Raw genomic sequence first — 17,762 nt, 5'->3', positions numbered from 1 at the left:
GCAGGGAAGGAGCAGGTTGCGCCTCGGGTAAGCGGTTGCAGAGGCTCTGTTTCAGGGCTTGCCGCGAATCAACCGGCGCAGGGCGAAGCGGTTCGGGTGGCAAGCCTCGGCCACGCTCCTGGGCAGTGGCAGGGGCTCGTTTTCCAGCCAGGCGGCCAGTAGCTCCCCCGACAGCGGCGCAGTGATCAAGCCACGCGAGCCATGGCCACTGTTGATGTACAGGCCTTCGAGCCAGGGGCAGGGCAGGTCCGGTACCTGGCGGGCGTCCCGGCCCAGGGCGGCATAGGTGTGGGCAAAGGCGGCGGCATCCGCCAGCGGACCGACGATGGGCAGGTAGTCCGGGCTGGTGCAGCGAAAGGCCGCACGGCCTTGCAGGTCTTCCAGGGGCAGGTGCTCGGCGTCCAGGCGTTGCAGCAGATCGTTGGAGATCTCCCGCAGCATCTCCAGGTTGCCCGCGTGCTCGGCGGTGGTCGGGGCCAGGTCCTGGCTGTTGAAGTCGAAACTGGCGCCCAGGGTGTGCTCCCCCAGCCGGGGCGGGGCGACATAGCCTTCGGCGCAGACCACCGTAGCCAGGGCCTGGCTGCGCGTCGTTTGCGGCAGGCGGGTGATCTGCCCACGGATGCGCTTGAGGGGCAACTCGGCGCTGGGGGGAAACTGCTTGATCTCGGCGGCGCCGGCGAGGATCACCACGGCAGCGCTGGCCAGTAGCTGTTCGCCGTCCCAGGCCTGCCACTGCTGGTCGACCCGGCGCAGTTCCAGCACCTGTCGATGGGCCAGGACCTGGATGCCTAAATGCCCGGCTTGCCATTGGCATAGCGCCGGCGGATGGACCCAGCCCCCTTCGGGGAAGAACAGCCCGCCGTGTTCCAGGCCAATGCCGGCCCGGGCCTGGGCTTGCTCCTGGTCCAGGATATGCAGCAAGTCGTGGGCAAAGGCCGTGGCCAGTTGTGCCTGGCGCTCGGCTTCCTTGGCGTTGAACGCCAGTTGCAGGACGCCGCAGCCGTCCCAGTCCAGGCCTCGTTGCAGGTGCTCCAGCTGGCGGCGGGTATAGCCGAAGCCGCTGAGGATCATCTGCGACAGCGCCGTGCCGTGGGCCGACAGCTTGAGGTAGAGCACGCCCTGGGGATTGCCCGAGGCCTCTTGGGCCAGTTGCCCATGGCGCTCGAGCAGTTGAACCTGCCAACCACGGGCGGCCAGGCTGGCGGCACTGGAGCAACCCGCCAAGCCGCCGCCGATCACCAGGGCGGTCTTGACTTGTCGCGGTGGGCGGGCGAACCAGGGTTTGGCTGCTACCGGAGCGGGAGTTTCTTCGGGCCAGCCAAGGAACTCACCGCGCAGCACTTCCCATTTATGACCGATGCCCGGGGTGCGCTTCATCTTGAAGCCGGCGGCGTTCAACAGGCGCCGCACCCAGCCGGTGCTGGTGAAGGTGCTGATGCTTGCGCCCGGTGCGGCCAGGCGAGCCAGTTCGGCGAACAGCTCGGGTGTCCACATCTCGGGGTTTTTCGAGGGGGCGAAACCGTCGAGGAACCAGGCGTCTACCTGGGCGTCCAGTTGCGGCAGTTGCTCCAGGGCATCGCCGATCAGCAGGGTCAGCGTGACCCTGCCTGCGTCCAGCACCAGGCGTTGGAAACCGCCGTGGATCGCCTGGTACTGCCCCAGCAGCGGCTGCGCCAGCTCGGCCAGTTCCGGCCACAGGGCCAGGGCCCGCTGCAGGTCGGCGTGGCTCAGGGGGTATTTCTCGACGCTGACGAAATGCAGGCGCGCGCCGGCCGGCGCTTGTTGCCGGAACAGTTGCCAGGCGCAGAGGAAGTTCAGCCCGGTGCCGAAGCCGGTCTCGCCGATGACGAAGCGCTGGCCGGCGGCCAGGGCGGCGAAGCGTTCACCCAGGCGGTTCTGTTCGATGAAGACGTGGCGGGTTTCATCCAGGCCCGAATCGGTGGAGAAATACACATCGTCGAAGACCCGCGAACGCGGGCGTCCTTGGTCGTCCCAGTCGAGCTGGGCGTGGGGCAGTTCTGCTGTCATGTTCGGCTCGTGTGGCGCAAGGCGGCCATTCTAGCCGATCACCGGGTTGGCGCTTGATCCATGGCAAGGCGTTGGTGCTCGGAGATTTGTTTTCCCTGGCCTGGGGCCATCCGCTAGTCTTGGAAAATTCTTGGAAGGGAGCCACCCATGTTCGAATCCGCTGAAATCGGTCACGCCATCGACAAGGAAACCTACGACGCCGAAGTGCCGGCCTTGCGCGAAGCTTTGCTGGAGGCGCAGTTCGAGTTGCGCCAGAAGGCCAGGTTCCCGGTGATCGTGTTGATCAATGGCGTGGAAGGAGCGGGCAAGGGCGAGACGGTCAAGCTGCTCAACGAATGGATGGACCCGCGCCTGATCGAGGTGCGTACTTTCGACCAGCAGACCGACGAGGAGCTGTCGCGGCCACCGGCCTGGCGCTATTGGCGGATGCTCCCGGCCAAGGGCCGCATGGGGGTGTTCTTCGGCAACTGGTACAGCCAGATGCTCCAGGGGCGAGTGCATGGAGAGATCAAGGACCCGCGCCTGGACCAGGCGATCAATGCTGCCGAACGCCTGGAGAAGATGCTTTGCGATGAGGGCGCATTGATCTTCAAGTTCTGGTTCCACCTGTCCAAAAAACAGATGAAGGCCCGGCTCAAGGCCTTGCAGGAAGACCCGCTGCACAGCTGGCGCATCAGCCCGCTGGACTGGCAGCAATCGCAGACCTACGACAAGTTCGTCAAGTATGGCGAGCGGGTGTTGCGCCGCACCAGTCGCGACTATGCGCCCTGGCATGTGATCGAGGGTGTCGACCCGCATTACCGCAGCCTCACCGTGGGACGGATTCTCCTGGAGGGATTGCAGAGCGCCCTGGCCCGTATGCCCCTCAAGCCGGCCCAGGTCAATGCCGCGCCGTTGCCACCCTCGGTGGATCAGCTGAGCCTGCTGGACAGCCTGGACATGACCCAGCACCTGGACAAGGACGACTACGAAGAGCAACTGATTACCGAACAGGCGCGCCTGGCCGGCCTGTTGCGCGACAAACGCATGCGCAAGCACGCCCTGGTGGCGGTGTTCGAGGGCAATGATGCGGCGGGCAAGGGCGGCGCCATCCGCCGGGTGGCGGCGGCGCTGGACCCGCGCCAGTACAGCATCGTGCCGATTGCCGCGCCGTCCGAAGACGAGCGTGCGCAGCCTTACCTCTGGCGTTTCTGGCGGCAGATCCCGGCCCGGGGCAAGTTCACCATCTTCGACCGTTCCTGGTACGGCCGGGTGCTGGTGGAGCGGGTCGAGGGCTTCTGCAGCCCGGCCGACTGGCTGCGGGCCTACAGCGAGATCAACGACTTCGAGGAGCAGTTGGCCGATGCCCGGGTGATCGTGGTGAAGTTTTGGCTGGCCATCGACAAGGACACCCAGCTGGAGCGTTTCCAGGAGCGCGAAGAGATCCCCTTCAAGCGCTTCAAGATCACCGAGGACGACTGGCGCAACCGTGACAAGTGGGACGACTACCGTACTGCGGTGGGCGATATGGTCGACCGCACCAGTACCGAAGTGGCGCCCTGGACCCTGGTGGAGGCCAACGACAAGCGCTGGGCCCGGGTCAAGGTCCTGCGTACCCTCAACCGGGCGCTGGAGGAGGCGTTCGAGCGCAGCGAGCGGCACGACAAGAAGCACAAGAAGTAGGTCGATGGCCGCGCATACGGCTAATGAATGATCGTCGCGGCCTGTTGGCCGCGGATCTATGCTCGACGCTCTTGAGCTGGCAACAACAAGGAGAGCGTCATGCGTGAAGTGGTGATAGTCGACAGCGTGCGGACTGGCCTGGCCAAGTCCTTCCGGGGCAAGTTCAACCAGACCCGCCCGGACGACATGGCCGCCCATTGTGTCAATGCGCTGCTGGCGCGCACTGGCATCGACCCGGCCAGCGTCGAGGATTGCATCGTCGGCGCCGGCTCCAACGAAGGCGCCCAGGGCTATAACATCGGGCGCAACGTCGCCGTGCTTTCGGCCCTGGGCACCGGCACCGCGGGCATGACCCTCAACCGTTTCTGTTCCTCGGGGTTGCAGGCGATCGCCATCGCCGCCAACCAGATCGCCTCCGGCTGCAGCGACATCATCGTCGCCGGCGGGGTGGAATCCATCAGCCTGACCATGAAGAGCGTCAATACCGAGAACCTGATCAATCCATTGCTCAAGGAGCAGGTACCAGGCATCTATTTCCCCATGGGCCAGACCGCCGAGGTGGTGGCTCGACGCTATAACGTCAGCCGTGAAAGCCAGGACCGCTACGCCCTGCAGAGCCAGCAGCGTACCGCCCAGGCCCAGGCCGCCGGCCTGTTCGACGACGAGATCGTGCCGATGGCGGTCAAGTACAAGGTCGAGGACAAGAACACCGGGCAGGTGCAGATCCTCGATGGCGTGGTGGATCGCGACGACTGCAACCGCCCGGACACCACCCTGGAGAACCTGGCGGCGCTCAAGCCGGTGTTTGCCGAGGATGGTTCGGTCACCGCTGGCAACTCCTCGCAGTTGTCCGATGGGGCCTCGATGACCCTGGTGATGAGCCTGGAGCGGGCGCTGGCCCTGGGGCTCAAGCCCAAGGCGTTCTTCCGTGGCTTCACTGTGGCTGGCTGCGAGCCGGACGAGATGGGCATCGGCCCGGTGTTCTCGGTACCCAAGCTGCTCAAGGCCAAGGGCCTGAGCATCGCCGACATCGACTTGTGGGAACTCAACGAGGCCTTCGCTTCCCAGTGCCTGTATGCCCGCGAGCGCCTGGAGATCGACAACGCCCGCTACAACGTCAATGGCGGCTCGATCGCCATCGGCCACCCCTATGGCATGACCGGCTCGCGCCAGGTCGGGCACCTGGTGCGTGAGCTGCAGCGGCGCAAGCTGCGCTACGGCATCGTCACCATGTGCGTGGGTGGCGGCATGGGCGCTACCGGGCTGTTCGAGGCCGTGCGCTAGGCTGATTGGCGCTATACGAGCCGGCTCCGATGGGGCCGGCTTGCGTGTTTGCGACCTGGACTGTCCTGTTTGCGCTCGGCCGCTCACGGCCGCTGTGTCACCCTGGGCTGCGGCCCTAGAATGTGCCCGTCGCTGGCAGGTTTTGTGGGGTTGGCATGCACGTTTCATCCGGTCGTTGGGCCTATGGCCTGTTCCTCGCGTTGGTGACCGCGGTGCTCTGGGGCATCCTGCCCATCAAGCTCAAGCAAGTGCTGCAAGCGATGGACCCGGTCACGGTGACCTGGTTTCGCTTGCTGGTGTCCGGCGGGTGCCTGTTGATCTACCTGGCGGCGGTACGGCGCTTGCCCGACTGGCGACGGCTCGGGCCGCGGGGAGCCTGGCTGGTGCCACTTGCTGTGGGCGGCCTGGTGGGCAACTACGTGCTGTACCTGATGGGCCTGAACCTGTTGAGCCCAGGCACCGCGCAACTGGTGGTGCAGATGGGGCCGATCTTGCTGCTGATCGCCAGTGTGCTGGTGTTCAAGGAGCGCTTCAGCCTGGGGCAGGGCCTGGGCCTGCTGGTGTTGCTAGTGGGGTTTGGGTTGTTCTTCAACCAGCGCCTGGCCGAGTTGCTGACGTCCCTGGGCGACTACACCGCAGGCGTGCTCACCGTGCTGGCGGCATCGGCGGTCTGGACCTTCTATGCCCTGGGCCAGAAGCAGTTGTTGAGCGTGTGGAATTCATTGCAGGTGATGATGGTGATCTACCTGTCCTGTGCCCTGCTGCTCACGCCCTGGGTTCATCCGCTGGAGGTCCTGGCGCTGACGCCGTTGCAAGGTTGGCTGCTGCTGGCCTGCTGCCTCAATACCCTGGTGGCCTATGGCGCGTTTGCCGAAGCCCTGGCCCATTGGGAGGCGTCGCGGGTCAGCGCGACCCTGGCCATCACGCCCCTGGTGACCTTTGCCGCCGTGGCCTGGGCGGCCTGGATGTGGCCGGCGTACGTGCACGCGGAGCAGATCAACGGCCTGGGTTACGGCGGTGCGCTGCTGGTGGTGCTAGGGTCTGCGTTGACGGCCCTGGGGCCGTCGCTGATCGAAGGGCTGCGGGCACGGCGTCGGCGCGGCGCCGTCGGGTGACGATCACGGGCGGTTTCGTGCAGACAACCGCCCGCTTTCGGTATCAGCCCTGTTTTCCGGCTTCCAGCATGTTTTCCGGACGAACCCAGGCGTCGAACTGCGCATCGTCCAGGTAGCCCAGTGCCAGGGCCGCTTCGCGCAGGGTCAGGTTTTCGGCATAGGCCTTCTTGGCGATCTCGGCGGCCTTGTCGTAGCCGATATGGGTGTTGAGCGCCGTTACCAGCATCAGGCCACGTTCCAGATGGGCGGCCATTTGCACTGGATCGGGTTCCAGGCCGGCAATGCAGTGGTGCTGGAAGTTGCTGCAGCCATCGGCCAGCAGGCGGATCGATTGCAGCAGGTTGTGGATGATCACCGGTTTGAACACGTTCAACTGCAGGTGGCCCTGGCTGGCGGCAAAACCAATGGTGGTGTCGTTGCCCATCACTTGGCAGGCCAGCATCGACAGGGCTTCGCACTGGGTCGGGTTGACCTTGCCGGGCATGATCGAGCTGCCCGGCTCGTTGGCCGGCAGCTTGACTTCCGCCAGCCCGGCCCGGGGGCCCGAGCCCAGCAGGCGCAAGTCGTTGGCGATCTTCATCAGGCACACGGCCAGGGTCTTGAGCGCGCCGGACAGGGTGGTCAGTGGTTCATGGCCGGCCAGGGCCGCGAACTTGTTCGGCGCGGTGACGAACGGCAGGCCAGACAACGCAGCCAGTTCGGCGGCAATGGCTTCCCCGAAGCCGTGGGGCGAGTTGAGCCCGGTGCCCACGGCGGTCCCGCCCTGGGCCAGTTCGCAAATGGCCGGCAGGGCAGCGCGGATCGCACGTTCGGCGTAGCTCAATTGGGCGATGAACGCCGAGACTTCCTGGCCGAAGGTGATCGGTGTGGCATCCATCATGTGGGTACGCCCGGTCTTCACCAGCTTCATGTGCCTTGCCGACAGCTCGGCCAGGCCGCCGGACAGCTCGGTGATGGCCGGCAGCAACTGGAACTGCACGGCCTGGGCCGCGGCGATGTGCATTGCCGTGGGGAAGCAGTCGTTGGAGCTCTGCGAGCGATTGACGTGGTCGTTGGGATGCACTGGCGTCTTGCCGCCGCGAGGGTTGCCGGCCAGTTCGTTGGCCCGTCCGGCCAGGACCTCGTTGACATTCATGTTGCTCTGGGTGCCGCTGCCGGTTTGCCACACCACGAGCGGGAACTGGTCGTCATGCTCGCCGGCCAGCACTTCGTCGGCGGCTTGTTCGATCAGTCGGGCGATGTCGGCGGGCAGATCGCCGTTACGGTTGTTGACCCGGGCGGCGGCTTTCTTGATCAAGGCCAGGGCATGCAGCACCGAGAGCGGCATGCGTTCGCTGCCAATGGCGAAGTTGACCAGCGAGCGTTGGGTCTGCGCGCCCCAGTAGGCTTCCTGCGGGACTTCAACCTGGCCCAGGCTGTCAGTTTCGATTCGATTCATCGTGGCGATCCTCCTAGTCTGACTGGCCAGTTTAGGCCGTGATCCGTGGCCCGGGTTCCCTTGACCGGGTTTTGTCGGGTTTGCCCGGGCAAACCCGGGGCTGTCCTGGGCCGGGGTTGAGGGACGCGGATCAATAGGCGCAGAATGGGCGCCCTTGGGGTTTTACCTCGCTTGCTAGAAAAGGAAACTCGATGACTCGTCTTCGCGCCATCTGTACCGCGGTTGCTCTGGTGTGTGCCAGCGGCCAGGTTCTCGCCGATACCGCCAGCCACAACGCCAGTGCCGAGGCCTTCCTGACCCTGGCCCATGCCGACAAGCTCGGTACCCCGGTCTACATGCAAGTCCAGCAGATGTTCGCCCAGCGCTTCGAGCAGACCAAGGCTCCGGAGTCCAAGCGCGCGCTGCTGGAAACCTACCAGGCCAAGGCCAATGCCGCCCTGGACCAGGCGATCGGCTGGAACAAGCTGAAGCCGGACATGGTCAAGCTCTACACCAGCAACTTCAGTGAATCGGAGCTCAAGGACCTGGTGGCTTTCTACCAGTCGCCGCTGGGCAAGAAAGTCCTGGAAAAAATGCCCCAGCTGACCCAGCAATCGGCGCAGATGACCCAGGGCAAGCTGGAAAGCGCGGTACCGGTGGTCAACAAGCTGCTGGCCGACATGACCGCTGAGCTGGAGCCGAAGGCCGCTCCGGCGAAGAAGAAGTAAGCGGAGCTCGTGATGACCATGCAACAACGGATCGAAACGGCGCTGGCGGGCCTGCAGCCTGAGCATTTGCAAGTGTTGGATGAAAGCCACATGCATAGCCGTGGCCTGGAAACCCACTTCAAGGCGGTGCTGGTCAGCGAGCAGTTCGCCGGCCTCAACAGCGTCAAGCGCCATCAAAAGGTCTACGCCACCCTGGGCGAGCTGATGGGCCAGTTCCATGCCCTGGCGCTGCATACCTATACGCCCCAGGAGTGGGAAACGATCGGCGCGGCCCCGGCTTCGCCAACCTGTGCCGGTGGTCATCCCTAGGAGTAGCCACGGGCTTCGGCGGCAGGCTGCAACTCCGGGATTTCCGGCTCGGTGGGTCGCTTGCCATTCGAGACTTGGAGCTTGCCACCGCCTTCCTGTTACAATACGCAACGCGCCGCTTAGCCGGCGCGTTTTTTTTTGCATCCGGTTCACCCTTTGCGAGGGTAGCCACCTGGAGATTACCCATGACTCAACCCATCGTCGTGGCGGCACTGTACAAGTTCGTCACCCTGGAAGATTACGTCAGCCTGCGCGAGCCTTTGCTGCAGGCCATGCTCGACAACGGCATCAAGGGCACCCTGCTGATCGCCGAGGAAGGCATCAATGGCACGGTTTCCGGCAGCCGCGAAGGTATCGACGGCCTGCTGGCCTGGCTCAAGAACGACCCGCGCATGCACGACATCGACCACAAGGAGTCGTACTGCGACGAGCAGCCGTTCTACCGCACCAAGGTCAAGCTCAAGAAGGAAATCGTCACCCTGGGTGTGCCGGGCGTGGACCCGAACAAGCAGGTCGGGACCTATGTCGAGCCCCAGGACTGGAACGCCCTGATCAGCGACCCCGAGGTGCTGCTGATCGATACTCGCAACGACTATGAAGTGTCCATCGGCACCTTCGAGGGCGCCATCGATCCGAAGACCACCACCTTCCGTGAGTTCCCGGACTACATCCGGGCCAACTTCGACCCCAGCAAGCACAAAAAAGTGGCGATGTTCTGCACTGGCGGCATTCGCTGCGAGAAGGCTTCGAGCTACATGCTCAGCGAAGGTTTCGGCGAGGTGTTCCACCTCAAGGGCGGGATCCTCAAGTACCTCGAGGAAGTGCCGCAGCAAGAGAGCAAGTGGCAGGGCGACTGCTTCGTGTTCGACAACCGGGTCACCGTACGTCACGACCTCAGCGAAGGCGACTACGATCAATGTCATGCCTGCCGTACTCCGGTGAGCGTCGAGGAGCGCACTTCCGAGCACTACGTGCCTGGCATCAGTTGCCCACATTGCTGGGATACGCTGAGCGAGAAGACCCGCCGCAGCGCCATCGACCGGCAGAAGCAGATCGAGTTGGCCAAGGCTCGCAACCAGCCGCACCCGATTGGCTACAACTACAAGCAAGCATCCACCGAGGCCTGAGCCATGTCTGCCCGCCTGCTGTATGTGATGGACCCGATGTGTTCATGGTGCTGGGGGTTTGCGCCCGTGGCCCAGGCCCTTGCCGAGCAGGCGAAGGCCGCCGGGGTCGAACTGCACCTGGTGGTGGGCGGGTTGCGCACCGGCAGTGGCTCGGCGCTGGAGCCCAATACCCGGCGCTATATCCTCGAGCACTGGCAGGCGGTGCAACAGGCGACCGGCCAGCCCTTCACGTTCGAGGGGGCTTTGCCTGACGGGTTCGTCTACGACACCGAGCCGGCCTGCCGGGCCATCGTCACGGCTCGCGGGCTGGCAGCAGATTGTGCCTGGAGCCTGCTGGGCCTGATCCAACGGGCGTTCTACGTCGAGGGTCGGGATGTGACCCTGGCCAGTGTCCTGGTGGAGCTGGCCGAGCGGGCCGGGGTGCCGCGCATCGAATTCGCCGCAGCGTTCGACCGGGCTGACCAGCATGCGGCCACGGCGGCGGATTTCACCTGGGTCCAGGATCTGGGGATCGCCGGGTTTCCCACCTTGCTGGCCGAACGCAATGGCCAGCTGGCGCTGCTGACCAACGGCTACCAGCCGCTCGACCAATTGTCGCCGCTGCTGGGGCGTTGGCTGGAGCGTGCCGCCTGTGCCTGAGCCGGTCGATCCAGGTGCTGGCGCGAAGGCCGTCGATCGTCTGAGTTGGGCGCAAATCCGCCGTCTGGCCTTGCAGCACAAGCGGTCGTTGTGGATCGCCAACGGTGTGGCGGTCCTGGCCACCCTGTGCAGTGTGCCCATTCCGCTGTTGCTGCCGTTGCTGGTGGATGAAGTGTTGCTGGGGCATGGCGATGGAGCGTTGCAGATCATGCAGCGCTTCCTGCCGGGTTCCTGGCACAGCGCTGCCGGCTACATCGGGTTGATGTTGCTGGTGACCCTGATCCTGCGATGCTCGGCCCTGGTGTTCAACGTGGTCCAGGCGCGACTGTTCGCCAGCCTGGCCAAGGACATCGTCTACCGCATCCGCGTCCGTTTGATCGAGCGCCTCAAGCGCATTTCCCTGGGTGAGTATGAAAGCCTGGGGGGCGGCACCGTGAGCACTCACCTGGTGACCGACCTGGACACCGTGGACAAGTTCGTCGGCGAGACCTTGAGTCGTTTCCTGGTGGCCATGCTGACGTTGGTGGGTACGGCCGGGATCCTGGTGTGGATGCACTGGAAGCTGGCCTTGTTGATCCTGTTGTTCAACCCCTTGGTGATCTTTGCCACGGTGCAGCTGGGCAAGCGGGTCAAGCATTTGAAGAAGCTGGAAAACGACAGCACTTCGCGTTTCACCCAAGCCCTGACCGAGACCCTGGAGGCTATCCAGGAGGTGCGTGCGGGCAATCGCCAGGGCTACTTCCTTGGCCGCCTTGGGCAACGGGCCGAGGAGGTGCGGGATTATGCCGTGGCCTCGCAATGGAAAAGCGATGCTTCGGGTCGGGCCAGCGGCCTGTTGTTCCAGTTCGGCATCGATATCTTTCGCGCCGCTGCCATGCTCACGGTGCTGTTTTCCGACTTGTCCATCGGCCAGATGCTGGCAGTGTTCAGCTACCTGTGGTTCATGATCGGTCCGGTGGAGCAATTGCTGAACTTGCAGTACGCCTATTACGCCGCGGGCGGGGCGTTGACCCGGATCAACGAGCTGCTGGCGCGCGCCGATGAACCGCAATATGCAGGAGGCGTGGACCCGTTCCAGGGCCGGGAGACCGTCGGTATCGAGGTCCGTGGCCTGAGCTTCGGTTATGGCGACGAGCGGGTACTGGACAACATGAACCTGTCCATCGCCCCCGGGGAGAAGGTGGCCATTGTCGGGGCCAGTGGCGGTGGCAAGAGCACCTTGGTGCAGCTGTTGCTGGGGTTGTATACGCCGCAGACCGGCAGCATTCGCTTCGGTGGTTCGACGCAGCAGGAGATCGGCCTGGATACCGTGCGCGAGAACGTCGCGGTGGTGCTGCAGCATCCAGCGCTGTTCAACGATACGGTCCGGGCCAACCTGACCATGGGCCGCGAGCGCAGCGACAATGCCTGCTGGCAGGCGTTGGAGATCGCCCAGCTGGACGTGACGGTCAGGGCCCTGCCTCAAGGGCTGGATACCGTGGTCGGGCGCTCCGGGGTGCGCTTGTCCGGCGGCCAGCGCCAGCGCCTGGCGATCGCCCGGATGGTCCTGGCCGAACCCAAGGTGGTGATACTCGATGAAGCGACCTCTGCGCTGGACGCCGCTACCGAGTACAACCTGCATCAGGCATTGACGCGTTTCCTGCAGGGGCGGACTACGCTGATCATTGCGCACCGGCTCTCGGCGGTAAAGCAGGCCGACCGGGTATTGGTCTTCGATGGCGGACAGATCGCCGAAGATGGCGACCATCAGCAGTTGATCGCCGATGGCGGCTTGTATGCCAAGCTCTATGGGCATTTGCAGCAGGTTAGATCACCTTGAGTTTTATCCTGTTTTCTGTGCTTAGTGCTTGAATTTCCAGGTGTATTGACCGTTTCAGAAACAGCGGGTGGAGGCTTTTAGCAAGAGGCCCCATCCGGCAGTCGTTTGCCTTGCCTCAGGGCTGCGCAAATTAGCCTAATCTGTGCTGTCTGAGGCGGGACTACTGGGTGTTCATTTGGCAGTGCTGAAGCAAGGACCCTCATGAAGCAAAAGCGGACTTTCGCAACGCCACGGTTGTTGGGCATTGTCTGGCCCTTCATTGCGGTGGTGGTGTTCCAGGCACTATTAGGTGGCCTCAGCCTGTATGTCCTATCGGCTGTGCGTGGTTATGTCGCCGGCGAAAGCCTGTGGTCCAAGGGCCAGAAGGACGCCATCTACTACTTGAGCCTGTATGCGGACAGCCGCGACGAAGGCGCCTTCCTCAAATACCAGAATGCGATCGCCGTGCCCCAGGGCGGGCATGAGCTGCGCGTGGCCCTGGATCGCCAGCCGCCGGACCTGGAGGCTGCCCGCCTGGGGATTCTCAAAGGCGGCAATCACCCTGACGATGTTTCCAGCCTGATCTGGCTGTATCTCAATTTCCGCCATTTCAGCTACTTGGAAAAAGCCATCGACCGCTGGACCGTAGGGGACAGCTACCTGCTGCAACTGGATACGGTGGCGCGGGAGATGCACCGGGGCATCAGCGACAATACCGCCAGCGAAGCCGATATCCAGCGCTGGAAGAGTGAGATCTTTGCGATCAACGATGGCGTCACCCCGGCTGCCAAGGCTTTCAGCGATGCCTTGGGCGAGGGGTCACGGGTGATCCTGCGGCTGTTGCTGGTGACCAACCTGGCCACGGCGCTGATCCTGATCGCGCTGGCGTTGTTGCGTACCCATAAGCTGTTGGCGCAACGTCATGCCTTCGCCAGTGCCCTGCAATTGGAAAAGGAGCGGGCGCAGATCACCTTGCAGTCCATCGGCGATGGAGTGATCACCACGGACGTCGAGGGGGCCATCGCCTACATGAACCCGGCCGCCGAGGAGTTGACCCGCTGGAAGGCCGAGCAGGCTGTGGGCCTGCCCCTGGCGGCGCTGTTCAGCGTGCTGGATGAAAATGCCCAGGCCGACGGTTTTGCCTTGATCGAACATATCCTCAGTGGCCGGCTCAGCGGTGGCAGCGAGCATTCCAAGCTGATCCAGCGCCTGGATGGCAGTACGGTCTCGGTGACTCTGGTCGGGGCACCGATCCGCAATGCCGGCAAGGTCAGCGGTGCGGTGCTGGTGCTGCATGACATGACCCAGGAGCGCCAGTACATCGCCAACCTGTCCTGGCAGGCGACCCATGATGCCCTGACCGGGCTGGCCAATCGCCGGGAATTCGAGTTCCGCCTGGAGCAGGCCCTGCACAACCTGGCGCGCCAGCCGGCCCGGCATGCACTGATGTTCCTGGATCTGGATCAGTTCAAGCTGGTCAACGATACCTGCGGCCATGCTGCCGGTGACGAGTTGCTGCGCCATATTTGCGCGCTGTTGCAATCGGGCCTGCGCGAAGGCGATACCCTGGCCCGGCTGGGTGGGGATGAGTTCGGCATCTTGCTTGAGAACTGCTCGCCGGAGGCCGCGGAGAAAATTGCCGAGGGCCTGCGCCAGACCGTGCAGAACCTGCATTTCGTCTGGAAGGGCCGGCCGTTCGTGACCACCGTGAGCATCGGCCTGGTGCATGTTGCGCAGACTCCAACGACCCTGGAGGCGTCTTTGCGCGCTGCCGACATGGCGTGCTACATGGCCAAGGAAAAGGGCCGTAATCGGGTGCAGGTCTATCATGCCGACGATTCGGAGCTGTCCCTGCGTTTTGGCGAGATGGCTTGGGTCCAGCGCTTGCACATGGCCCTGGAGGAGAACCGGTTCTGCCTTTACTCCCAGGAGATCACCGCCCTGGGGCATGTAGAGGGTGATACTGGACATGTCGAGATCCTCCTGCGCCTGCATGACGAGGCGGGCCGCATGATCCTCCCGGACAGCTTCATCCCGGCGGCCGAGCGCTATGGCTTGATGACGGCCCTGGATCGTTGGGTAGTACAGAATGTATTCAAGGTCATCGCCCAGTGCATCGAAGAGGGGCGCGAAGGTCCGATGGCGATGTGTGCGATCAATCTGTCCGGCATCACGATTGGCGATGACGAGTTCCTCGACTTCCTGCGCGAGCAGTTTGCCGCCTATGGCGTGCCGCCAAAGATGATCTGCTTCGAAATTACTGAAACCAGCGCAATCGCGAATCTGGGCAGTGCAATTCGTTTTATAAATGAACTCAAGGGCTTAGGTTGTCATTTTTCCCTGGATGACTTTTGTGCGGGAATGTCGTCGTTCGCTTATCTCAAACATTTGCCTGTAGACTTCCTAAAGATCGATGGAAGTTTCGTAAAGGATATGCTGGACGACCCGATTAACCGTGCCATGGTCGAAGTGATCAATCACATCGGGCATGTCATGGGTAAGCGCACGATTGCCGAGTTTGTCGAAACACCGCAGATCGAGCAGGCATTGCTCGAGATCGGCGTGGATTATGCTCAGGGCTACCTCATTGAGCGCCCGCAGTTGTTTACCTGTGACAGTTTGCAGTGTCGACCCGTGCGGCCACGGCCCCTGTTGTTCAAGGCGCCCGGCACGTTCCGTTGAAACCTCTTTTGGATCCATACATCACAATCAAAAGGAGCCCGACAGTGATCGACACATTCAGCCGAACCGGCCCGCTCATGGAAGCTGCCAGTTACCCCGCCTGGACCCAGCAATTGATCCAGGACTGCAGCGAGAGCAAGCGCCGCGTCGTAGAGCATGAGCTGTACCAGCGCATGCGGGATAACAAGCTCAGCCCGAAGGTCATGCGCCAGTACCTCATCGGCGGTTGGCCGGTGGTGGAGCAATTCGCCCTGTACATGGCGCAGAACCTGACCAAGACTCGCTTTGCCCGCCATCCAGGTGAGGACATGGCGCGCCGCTGGCTGATGCGCAACATTCGAGTCGAGCTCAATCATGCCGATTACTGGGTGCATTGGAGCCGGGCCCACGGGGTGACCCTGGAAGACCTGCAGGCGCAGCAGGTGCCACCGGAACTGCATGCGTTGAGCCATTGGTGCTGGCATACCAGCTCGGCGGACTCGTTGATCGTCGCCATTGCCGCCACCAACTACGCCATTGAAGGCGCCACTGGCGAGTGGTCGGCCCTGGTCTGCTCCAATGGCATCTATGCGGCCTCCTTCCCTGAGGACGATCGCAAGCGCGCCATGAAGTGGTTGAAGATGCATGCGCAATACGATGATGCCCATCCTTGGGAGGCACTGGAGATCATCGTGACCCTGGCGGGGCTGAATCCGAGCAAGGCCCTGCAAGTGGAACTGCGCCAGGCGATCTGCAAGAGCTATGACTACATGTACCTGTTCCTGGAGCGTTGCATGCAACTGGAGAAGGTCACGGTAACTCGCGAGCGCCTGGCGCTGGCCGAGGGCTGAGTCAGCAGTTGGCAGGCAAGATCGCCGCAAGCAACCGTGCTTGTGGCGATGTTTTCACCGCGTTCAGCCGGCCATCGCCAGTCGGTTGCGCCCTTCGCGCTTGGCGACGTACAGCGCACTGTCCGCACGGCGTAACAGGCTTTCGGCGGACTCTCCCGGCAATAGCGTTGCGCAGCCCAGGCTGACGGTCAGTTCGATGGGGCTGCCATTGTCGGCCCGATATTCCTGTACTTGGGTGGCATTGCGCAGGCGCTCTCCCACCATCGCCGCCGCTTCGCGACCGGTGTTGGACAACAGGACCAGGAACTCCTCCCCGCCAAATCGAAAGACCATGTCCACATTGCGCAATTGCCCCTTGATCGAGGCGGCAACGGCCTTGAGCACTTCATCGCCCGTGCTGTGGCCGTAGCTGTCGTTGATGCGCTTGAAGTGGTCGATATCCAGCATCAGGAGTGACAATGGCAGCAGGTGGCGGCGAGCCATTTCGATTTCCCGCTCCAGGGTCTGATCCATGGCGATGCGGTTGCCGGTATCGGTCAGCGGATCTCGCAGGGCGCTACGGGTTGCGGCGCGGTACAGCAGCGCATTGCGCATCGGGTACAGCAAGGTAGACAGCAATGATTCCAGGTGTGCCTGCTCGCTATCGCTGAAGCGCTGGTTGCGGCGAAAGAGCAGCTCGCCCATGGGCTCGCCTTCGTGGCTGAGGCTGTAGCTGATGGAGTGGTGCCCGCGCTGGCCGAATTCCAGGCGCAGATCGCTGGGAGCGTGCTGGTAGTGCAGGGCGTCCAGGGGGACCAGGCGTTGTACTTCGCGAAAGAACAGACCAAGGATGCGCTGCGGCTCCAGGCTGGTCTGCAATTGCAGGCCCAGTTGCTGGCGCAATTGCGCCAGGCTCACAGGCTGCTTGAGCAGTGGCGATTGTTGAGTAAAGCCCAGGCGTTGCAATTTGGCGCTGTCAAAGTCAATTGCGTTGTTCTGGGTGGGAATCTTCATCTGAGCTTGCGCCCCCTGAGCACGGTATAGGGTCTTACTGGCTGGGTGAGAGCGGCTCGGAGCTGCGCGTCGTACTGTTCCTTCAGTCCCGTAGGACAATCGCGCATATTTTATGCCGCTTCATCTCGGGCTTCCACGCCCCGATAAAAGCCGTTTTCCACGGTGCCAAGGCACGGTGTCTTGAGTGCTCTTAGAGCGAAACTCGTGCCATTGAGTTCAGATGAGTAAAACTCTTTTGAATTCAAATGCTTGAATTGCAGCTGAAAAATGCTGTCACCGTAGATGACATTTGTTTGGCTAAAACCTCGCAGGACGCGGGCTTTATCGAGGAGTCGCGACGGTATTCCGTCGCGACGAACGGTGGGGCGTTATTGTGCGTCGAAAGCCTGGCCATTGATGCCGGTGCTGTCTGGGCCCATCAGGTACAGGTAGACCGGCATGATTTCTTCGGGCATCGGGTTCTTGCTGGGGTTCTCGCCCGGGTAGGCCTGGGCCCGCATGCTGGTCCGGGTCGCGCCTGGGTTGATGCTGTTGGCACGGACCGGCGCCACGGTGTCCAGTTCGTCGGCCAGGGTCTGCATCAGGCCCTCGGTGGCGAACTTGGATACGCCATAGGCGCCCCAGTAGGCACGGCCCTTGCGACCCACGCTGCTGGAGGTGAAGACCACCGAGGCGTCCTGGGACAGCTTGAGCAGTGGCAGCAATGTGCTGGTCAGCATGAATGTGGCGTTGACGTTGACTTGCATGACTCGCATGAAGTTTTCCCCGGACAACTGTTCCAGCGGGGTACGCGGACCGATGATCGACGCATTGTGCAGCAGGCCGTCGAGGTGGCCGAACTCGGCTTCGATCATGGCTGCCAGTTCGTCGTATTGGTGCGGCAGGGCAGTTTCCAGGTTGAATGGGATCACGGCCGGTTGCGGGTGCCCGGCTGCCTCGATGGCGTCGTAGACCTCGGTCAGGTTGGCTTCGGTCTTGCCGAGCAGGAGGACGGTAGCGCCATGGGCGGCGTAGGTCTTGGCGGCGGCGGCACCGATGCCGCGGCCGGCGCCGGTGACCAGGATGATCCGGTCCTTGAGCAGTTCGGGGCGAGCGGAGTAGTCAAACATAAAGGGACCTCAACAGAAATTGGAGCGTTCCCGGCGTTCGG

14 protein-coding genes are annotated in these 17,762 nt (G+C 63.1%); 10 read left to right on the top strand and 4 right to left on the bottom strand.

What is annotated here, in order from left to right:
• Nucleotides 1-51: 51 nt before the first annotated feature.
• The gene (gene mnmC, locus I9018_RS22755) at nt 52-2,028 is read right to left on the bottom strand and encodes a bifunctional tRNA (5-methylaminomethyl-2-thiouridine)(34)-methyltransferase MnmD/FAD-dependent 5-carboxymethylaminomethyl-2-thiouridine(34) oxidoreductase MnmC (RefSeq protein WP_241107570.1); all 1,977 of its coding nucleotides are present in this window, start codon (nt 2,026-2,028) and stop codon (nt 52-54) included.
• 147 nt (nt 2,029-2,175) lie between these two features.
• On the opposite strand from mnmC, the gene pap reads away from it, so the two are divergent.
• From pap to I9018_RS22740, 3 genes are all read left to right on the top strand, one after another.
• A complete protein-coding gene (pap, locus tag I9018_RS22750) occupies nt 2,176-3,690 on the top strand; it encodes a polyphosphate:AMP phosphotransferase (protein ID WP_241107569.1) in 1,515 nt (504 codons plus the stop codon).
• A 99-nt stretch (nt 3,691-3,789) separates the two neighbouring features.
• Entirely contained in the window at nt 3,790-4,974 is a 1,185-nt protein-coding gene (locus I9018_RS22745; protein WP_241107568.1) for a thiolase family protein, read from the top strand.
• A gap of 155 nt (nt 4,975-5,129) precedes the next feature.
• The gene (locus I9018_RS22740) at nt 5,130-6,089 is read left to right on the top strand and encodes a DMT family transporter (RefSeq protein ID WP_068587652.1); all 960 of its coding nucleotides are present in this window, start codon (nt 5,130-5,132) and stop codon (nt 6,087-6,089) included.
• Nucleotides 6,090-6,132: 43 nt separating this feature from the next.
• On the opposite strand, the gene I9018_RS22735 is transcribed toward I9018_RS22740, so the two are convergent.
• Nucleotides 6,133-7,527, bottom strand: a complete 1,395-nt coding sequence (locus I9018_RS22735; protein WP_124348266.1) for a class II fumarate hydratase — start codon at nt 7,525-7,527, stop codon at nt 6,133-6,135.
• A gap of 191 nt (nt 7,528-7,718) precedes the next feature.
• Here I9018_RS22735 and I9018_RS22730 point away from each other — a divergent pair, with 191 nt between their 5' ends.
• From I9018_RS22730 to I9018_RS22700, 7 genes are all read left to right on the top strand, one after another.
• The gene (locus I9018_RS22730; protein ID WP_068587655.1) at nt 7,719-8,234 is read left to right on the top strand and encodes a DUF2059 domain-containing protein; all 516 of its coding nucleotides are present in this window, start codon (nt 7,719-7,721) and stop codon (nt 8,232-8,234) included.
• Nucleotides 8,235-8,246: 12 nt separating this feature from the next.
• On the top strand, nt 8,247-8,543 hold the full coding sequence (locus tag I9018_RS22725) for a BolA/IbaG family iron-sulfur metabolism protein (protein WP_241107567.1): 297 nt from the start codon (nt 8,247-8,249) through the stop codon (nt 8,541-8,543).
• Between the two features lie 185 nt (nt 8,544-8,728).
• Entirely contained in the window at nt 8,729-9,670 is a 942-nt protein-coding gene (locus I9018_RS22720) for a rhodanese-related sulfurtransferase (protein ID WP_068587659.1), read from the top strand.
• Nucleotides 9,671-9,706: 36 nt separating this feature from the next.
• Nucleotides 9,707-10,309, top strand: coding sequence for a DsbA family protein (locus I9018_RS22715; RefSeq protein ID WP_241110190.1), 603 nt, complete (start codon nt 9,707-9,709; stop codon nt 10,307-10,309).
• Nucleotides 10,302-12,128 (top strand): ABC transporter ATP-binding protein, encoded by a 1,827-nt coding sequence (locus tag I9018_RS22710; RefSeq protein ID WP_241107566.1) that lies wholly within the window; start codon nt 10,302-10,304, stop codon nt 12,126-12,128. Before I9018_RS22715 ends, I9018_RS22710 begins: the two co-directional genes overlap by 8 nt.
• A 201-nt stretch (nt 12,129-12,329) precedes the next feature.
• Nucleotides 12,330-14,789: an EAL domain-containing protein gene (locus I9018_RS22705; protein ID WP_068587665.1), complete on the top strand. Its 2,460-nt coding sequence runs from the start codon at nt 12,330-12,332 to the stop codon at nt 14,787-14,789.
• A 44-nt stretch (nt 14,790-14,833) separates the two neighbouring features.
• Entirely contained in the window at nt 14,834-15,619 is a 786-nt protein-coding gene (locus I9018_RS22700; protein WP_068587667.1) for an iron-containing redox enzyme family protein, read from the top strand.
• A gap of 63 nt (nt 15,620-15,682) precedes the next feature.
• Here I9018_RS22700 and I9018_RS22695 read toward each other — a convergent pair whose 3' ends face one another.
• Together I9018_RS22695 and I9018_RS22690 are read right to left on the bottom strand one after the other, a co-directional pair.
• Nucleotides 15,683-16,612, bottom strand: coding sequence for a GGDEF domain-containing protein (locus I9018_RS22695; RefSeq protein ID WP_068587668.1), 930 nt, complete (start codon nt 16,610-16,612; stop codon nt 15,683-15,685).
• A 368-nt stretch (nt 16,613-16,980) separates the two neighbouring features.
• Nucleotides 16,981-17,721 (bottom strand): YciK family oxidoreductase, encoded by a 741-nt coding sequence (locus I9018_RS22690; RefSeq protein WP_068587670.1) that lies wholly within the window; start codon nt 17,719-17,721, stop codon nt 16,981-16,983.
• Nucleotides 17,722-17,762 lie beyond the last annotated feature (41 nt).

Origin of the sequence: Pseudomonas sp. MPFS (genome assembly GCF_022537035.1) — a bacterium.
GTDB lineage: Bacteria > Pseudomonadota > Gammaproteobacteria > Pseudomonadales > Pseudomonadaceae > Aquipseudomonas > Aquipseudomonas sessilinigenes.
This window is presented reverse-complemented; position numbering and strand designations above follow the sequence as displayed.

Bases quoted from the DNA above. Each gene is read 5' to 3' on its own strand.
- I9018_RS22735 (WP_124348266.1), bottom strand. From the start codon at position 7,527: ATGAATCGAATCGAAACTGACAGCCTGGGCCAGGTTGAAGTCCCGCAG.
- I9018_RS22745 (WP_241107568.1), top strand. From the start codon at position 3,790: ATGCGTGAAGTGGTGATAGTCGACAGCGTGCGGACTGGCCTGGCCAAG.
- I9018_RS22695 (WP_068587668.1), bottom strand. From the start codon at position 16,612: ATGAAGATTCCCACCCAGAACAACGCAATTGACTTTGACAGCGCCAAA.
- I9018_RS22740 (WP_068587652.1), top strand. From the start codon at position 5,130: ATGCACGTTTCATCCGGTCGTTGGGCCTATGGCCTGTTCCTCGCGTTG.
- mnmC (WP_241107570.1), bottom strand. From the start codon at position 2,028: ATGACAGCAGAACTGCCCCACGCCCAGCTCGACTGGGACGACCAAGGA.
- I9018_RS22715 (WP_241110190.1), top strand. From the start codon at position 9,707: ATGTGTTCATGGTGCTGGGGGTTTGCGCCCGTGGCCCAGGCCCTTGCC.
- I9018_RS22690 (WP_068587670.1), bottom strand. From the start codon at position 17,721: ATGTTTGACTACTCCGCTCGCCCCGAACTGCTCAAGGACCGGATCATC.
- I9018_RS22720 (WP_068587659.1), top strand. From the start codon at position 8,729: ATGACTCAACCCATCGTCGTGGCGGCACTGTACAAGTTCGTCACCCTG.
- I9018_RS22725 (WP_241107567.1), top strand. From the start codon at position 8,247: ATGACCATGCAACAACGGATCGAAACGGCGCTGGCGGGCCTGCAGCCT.
- pap (WP_241107569.1), top strand. From the start codon at position 2,176: ATGTTCGAATCCGCTGAAATCGGTCACGCCATCGACAAGGAAACCTAC.
- I9018_RS22730 (WP_068587655.1), top strand. From the start codon at position 7,719: ATGACTCGTCTTCGCGCCATCTGTACCGCGGTTGCTCTGGTGTGTGCC.
- I9018_RS22705 (WP_068587665.1), top strand. From the start codon at position 12,330: ATGAAGCAAAAGCGGACTTTCGCAACGCCACGGTTGTTGGGCATTGTC.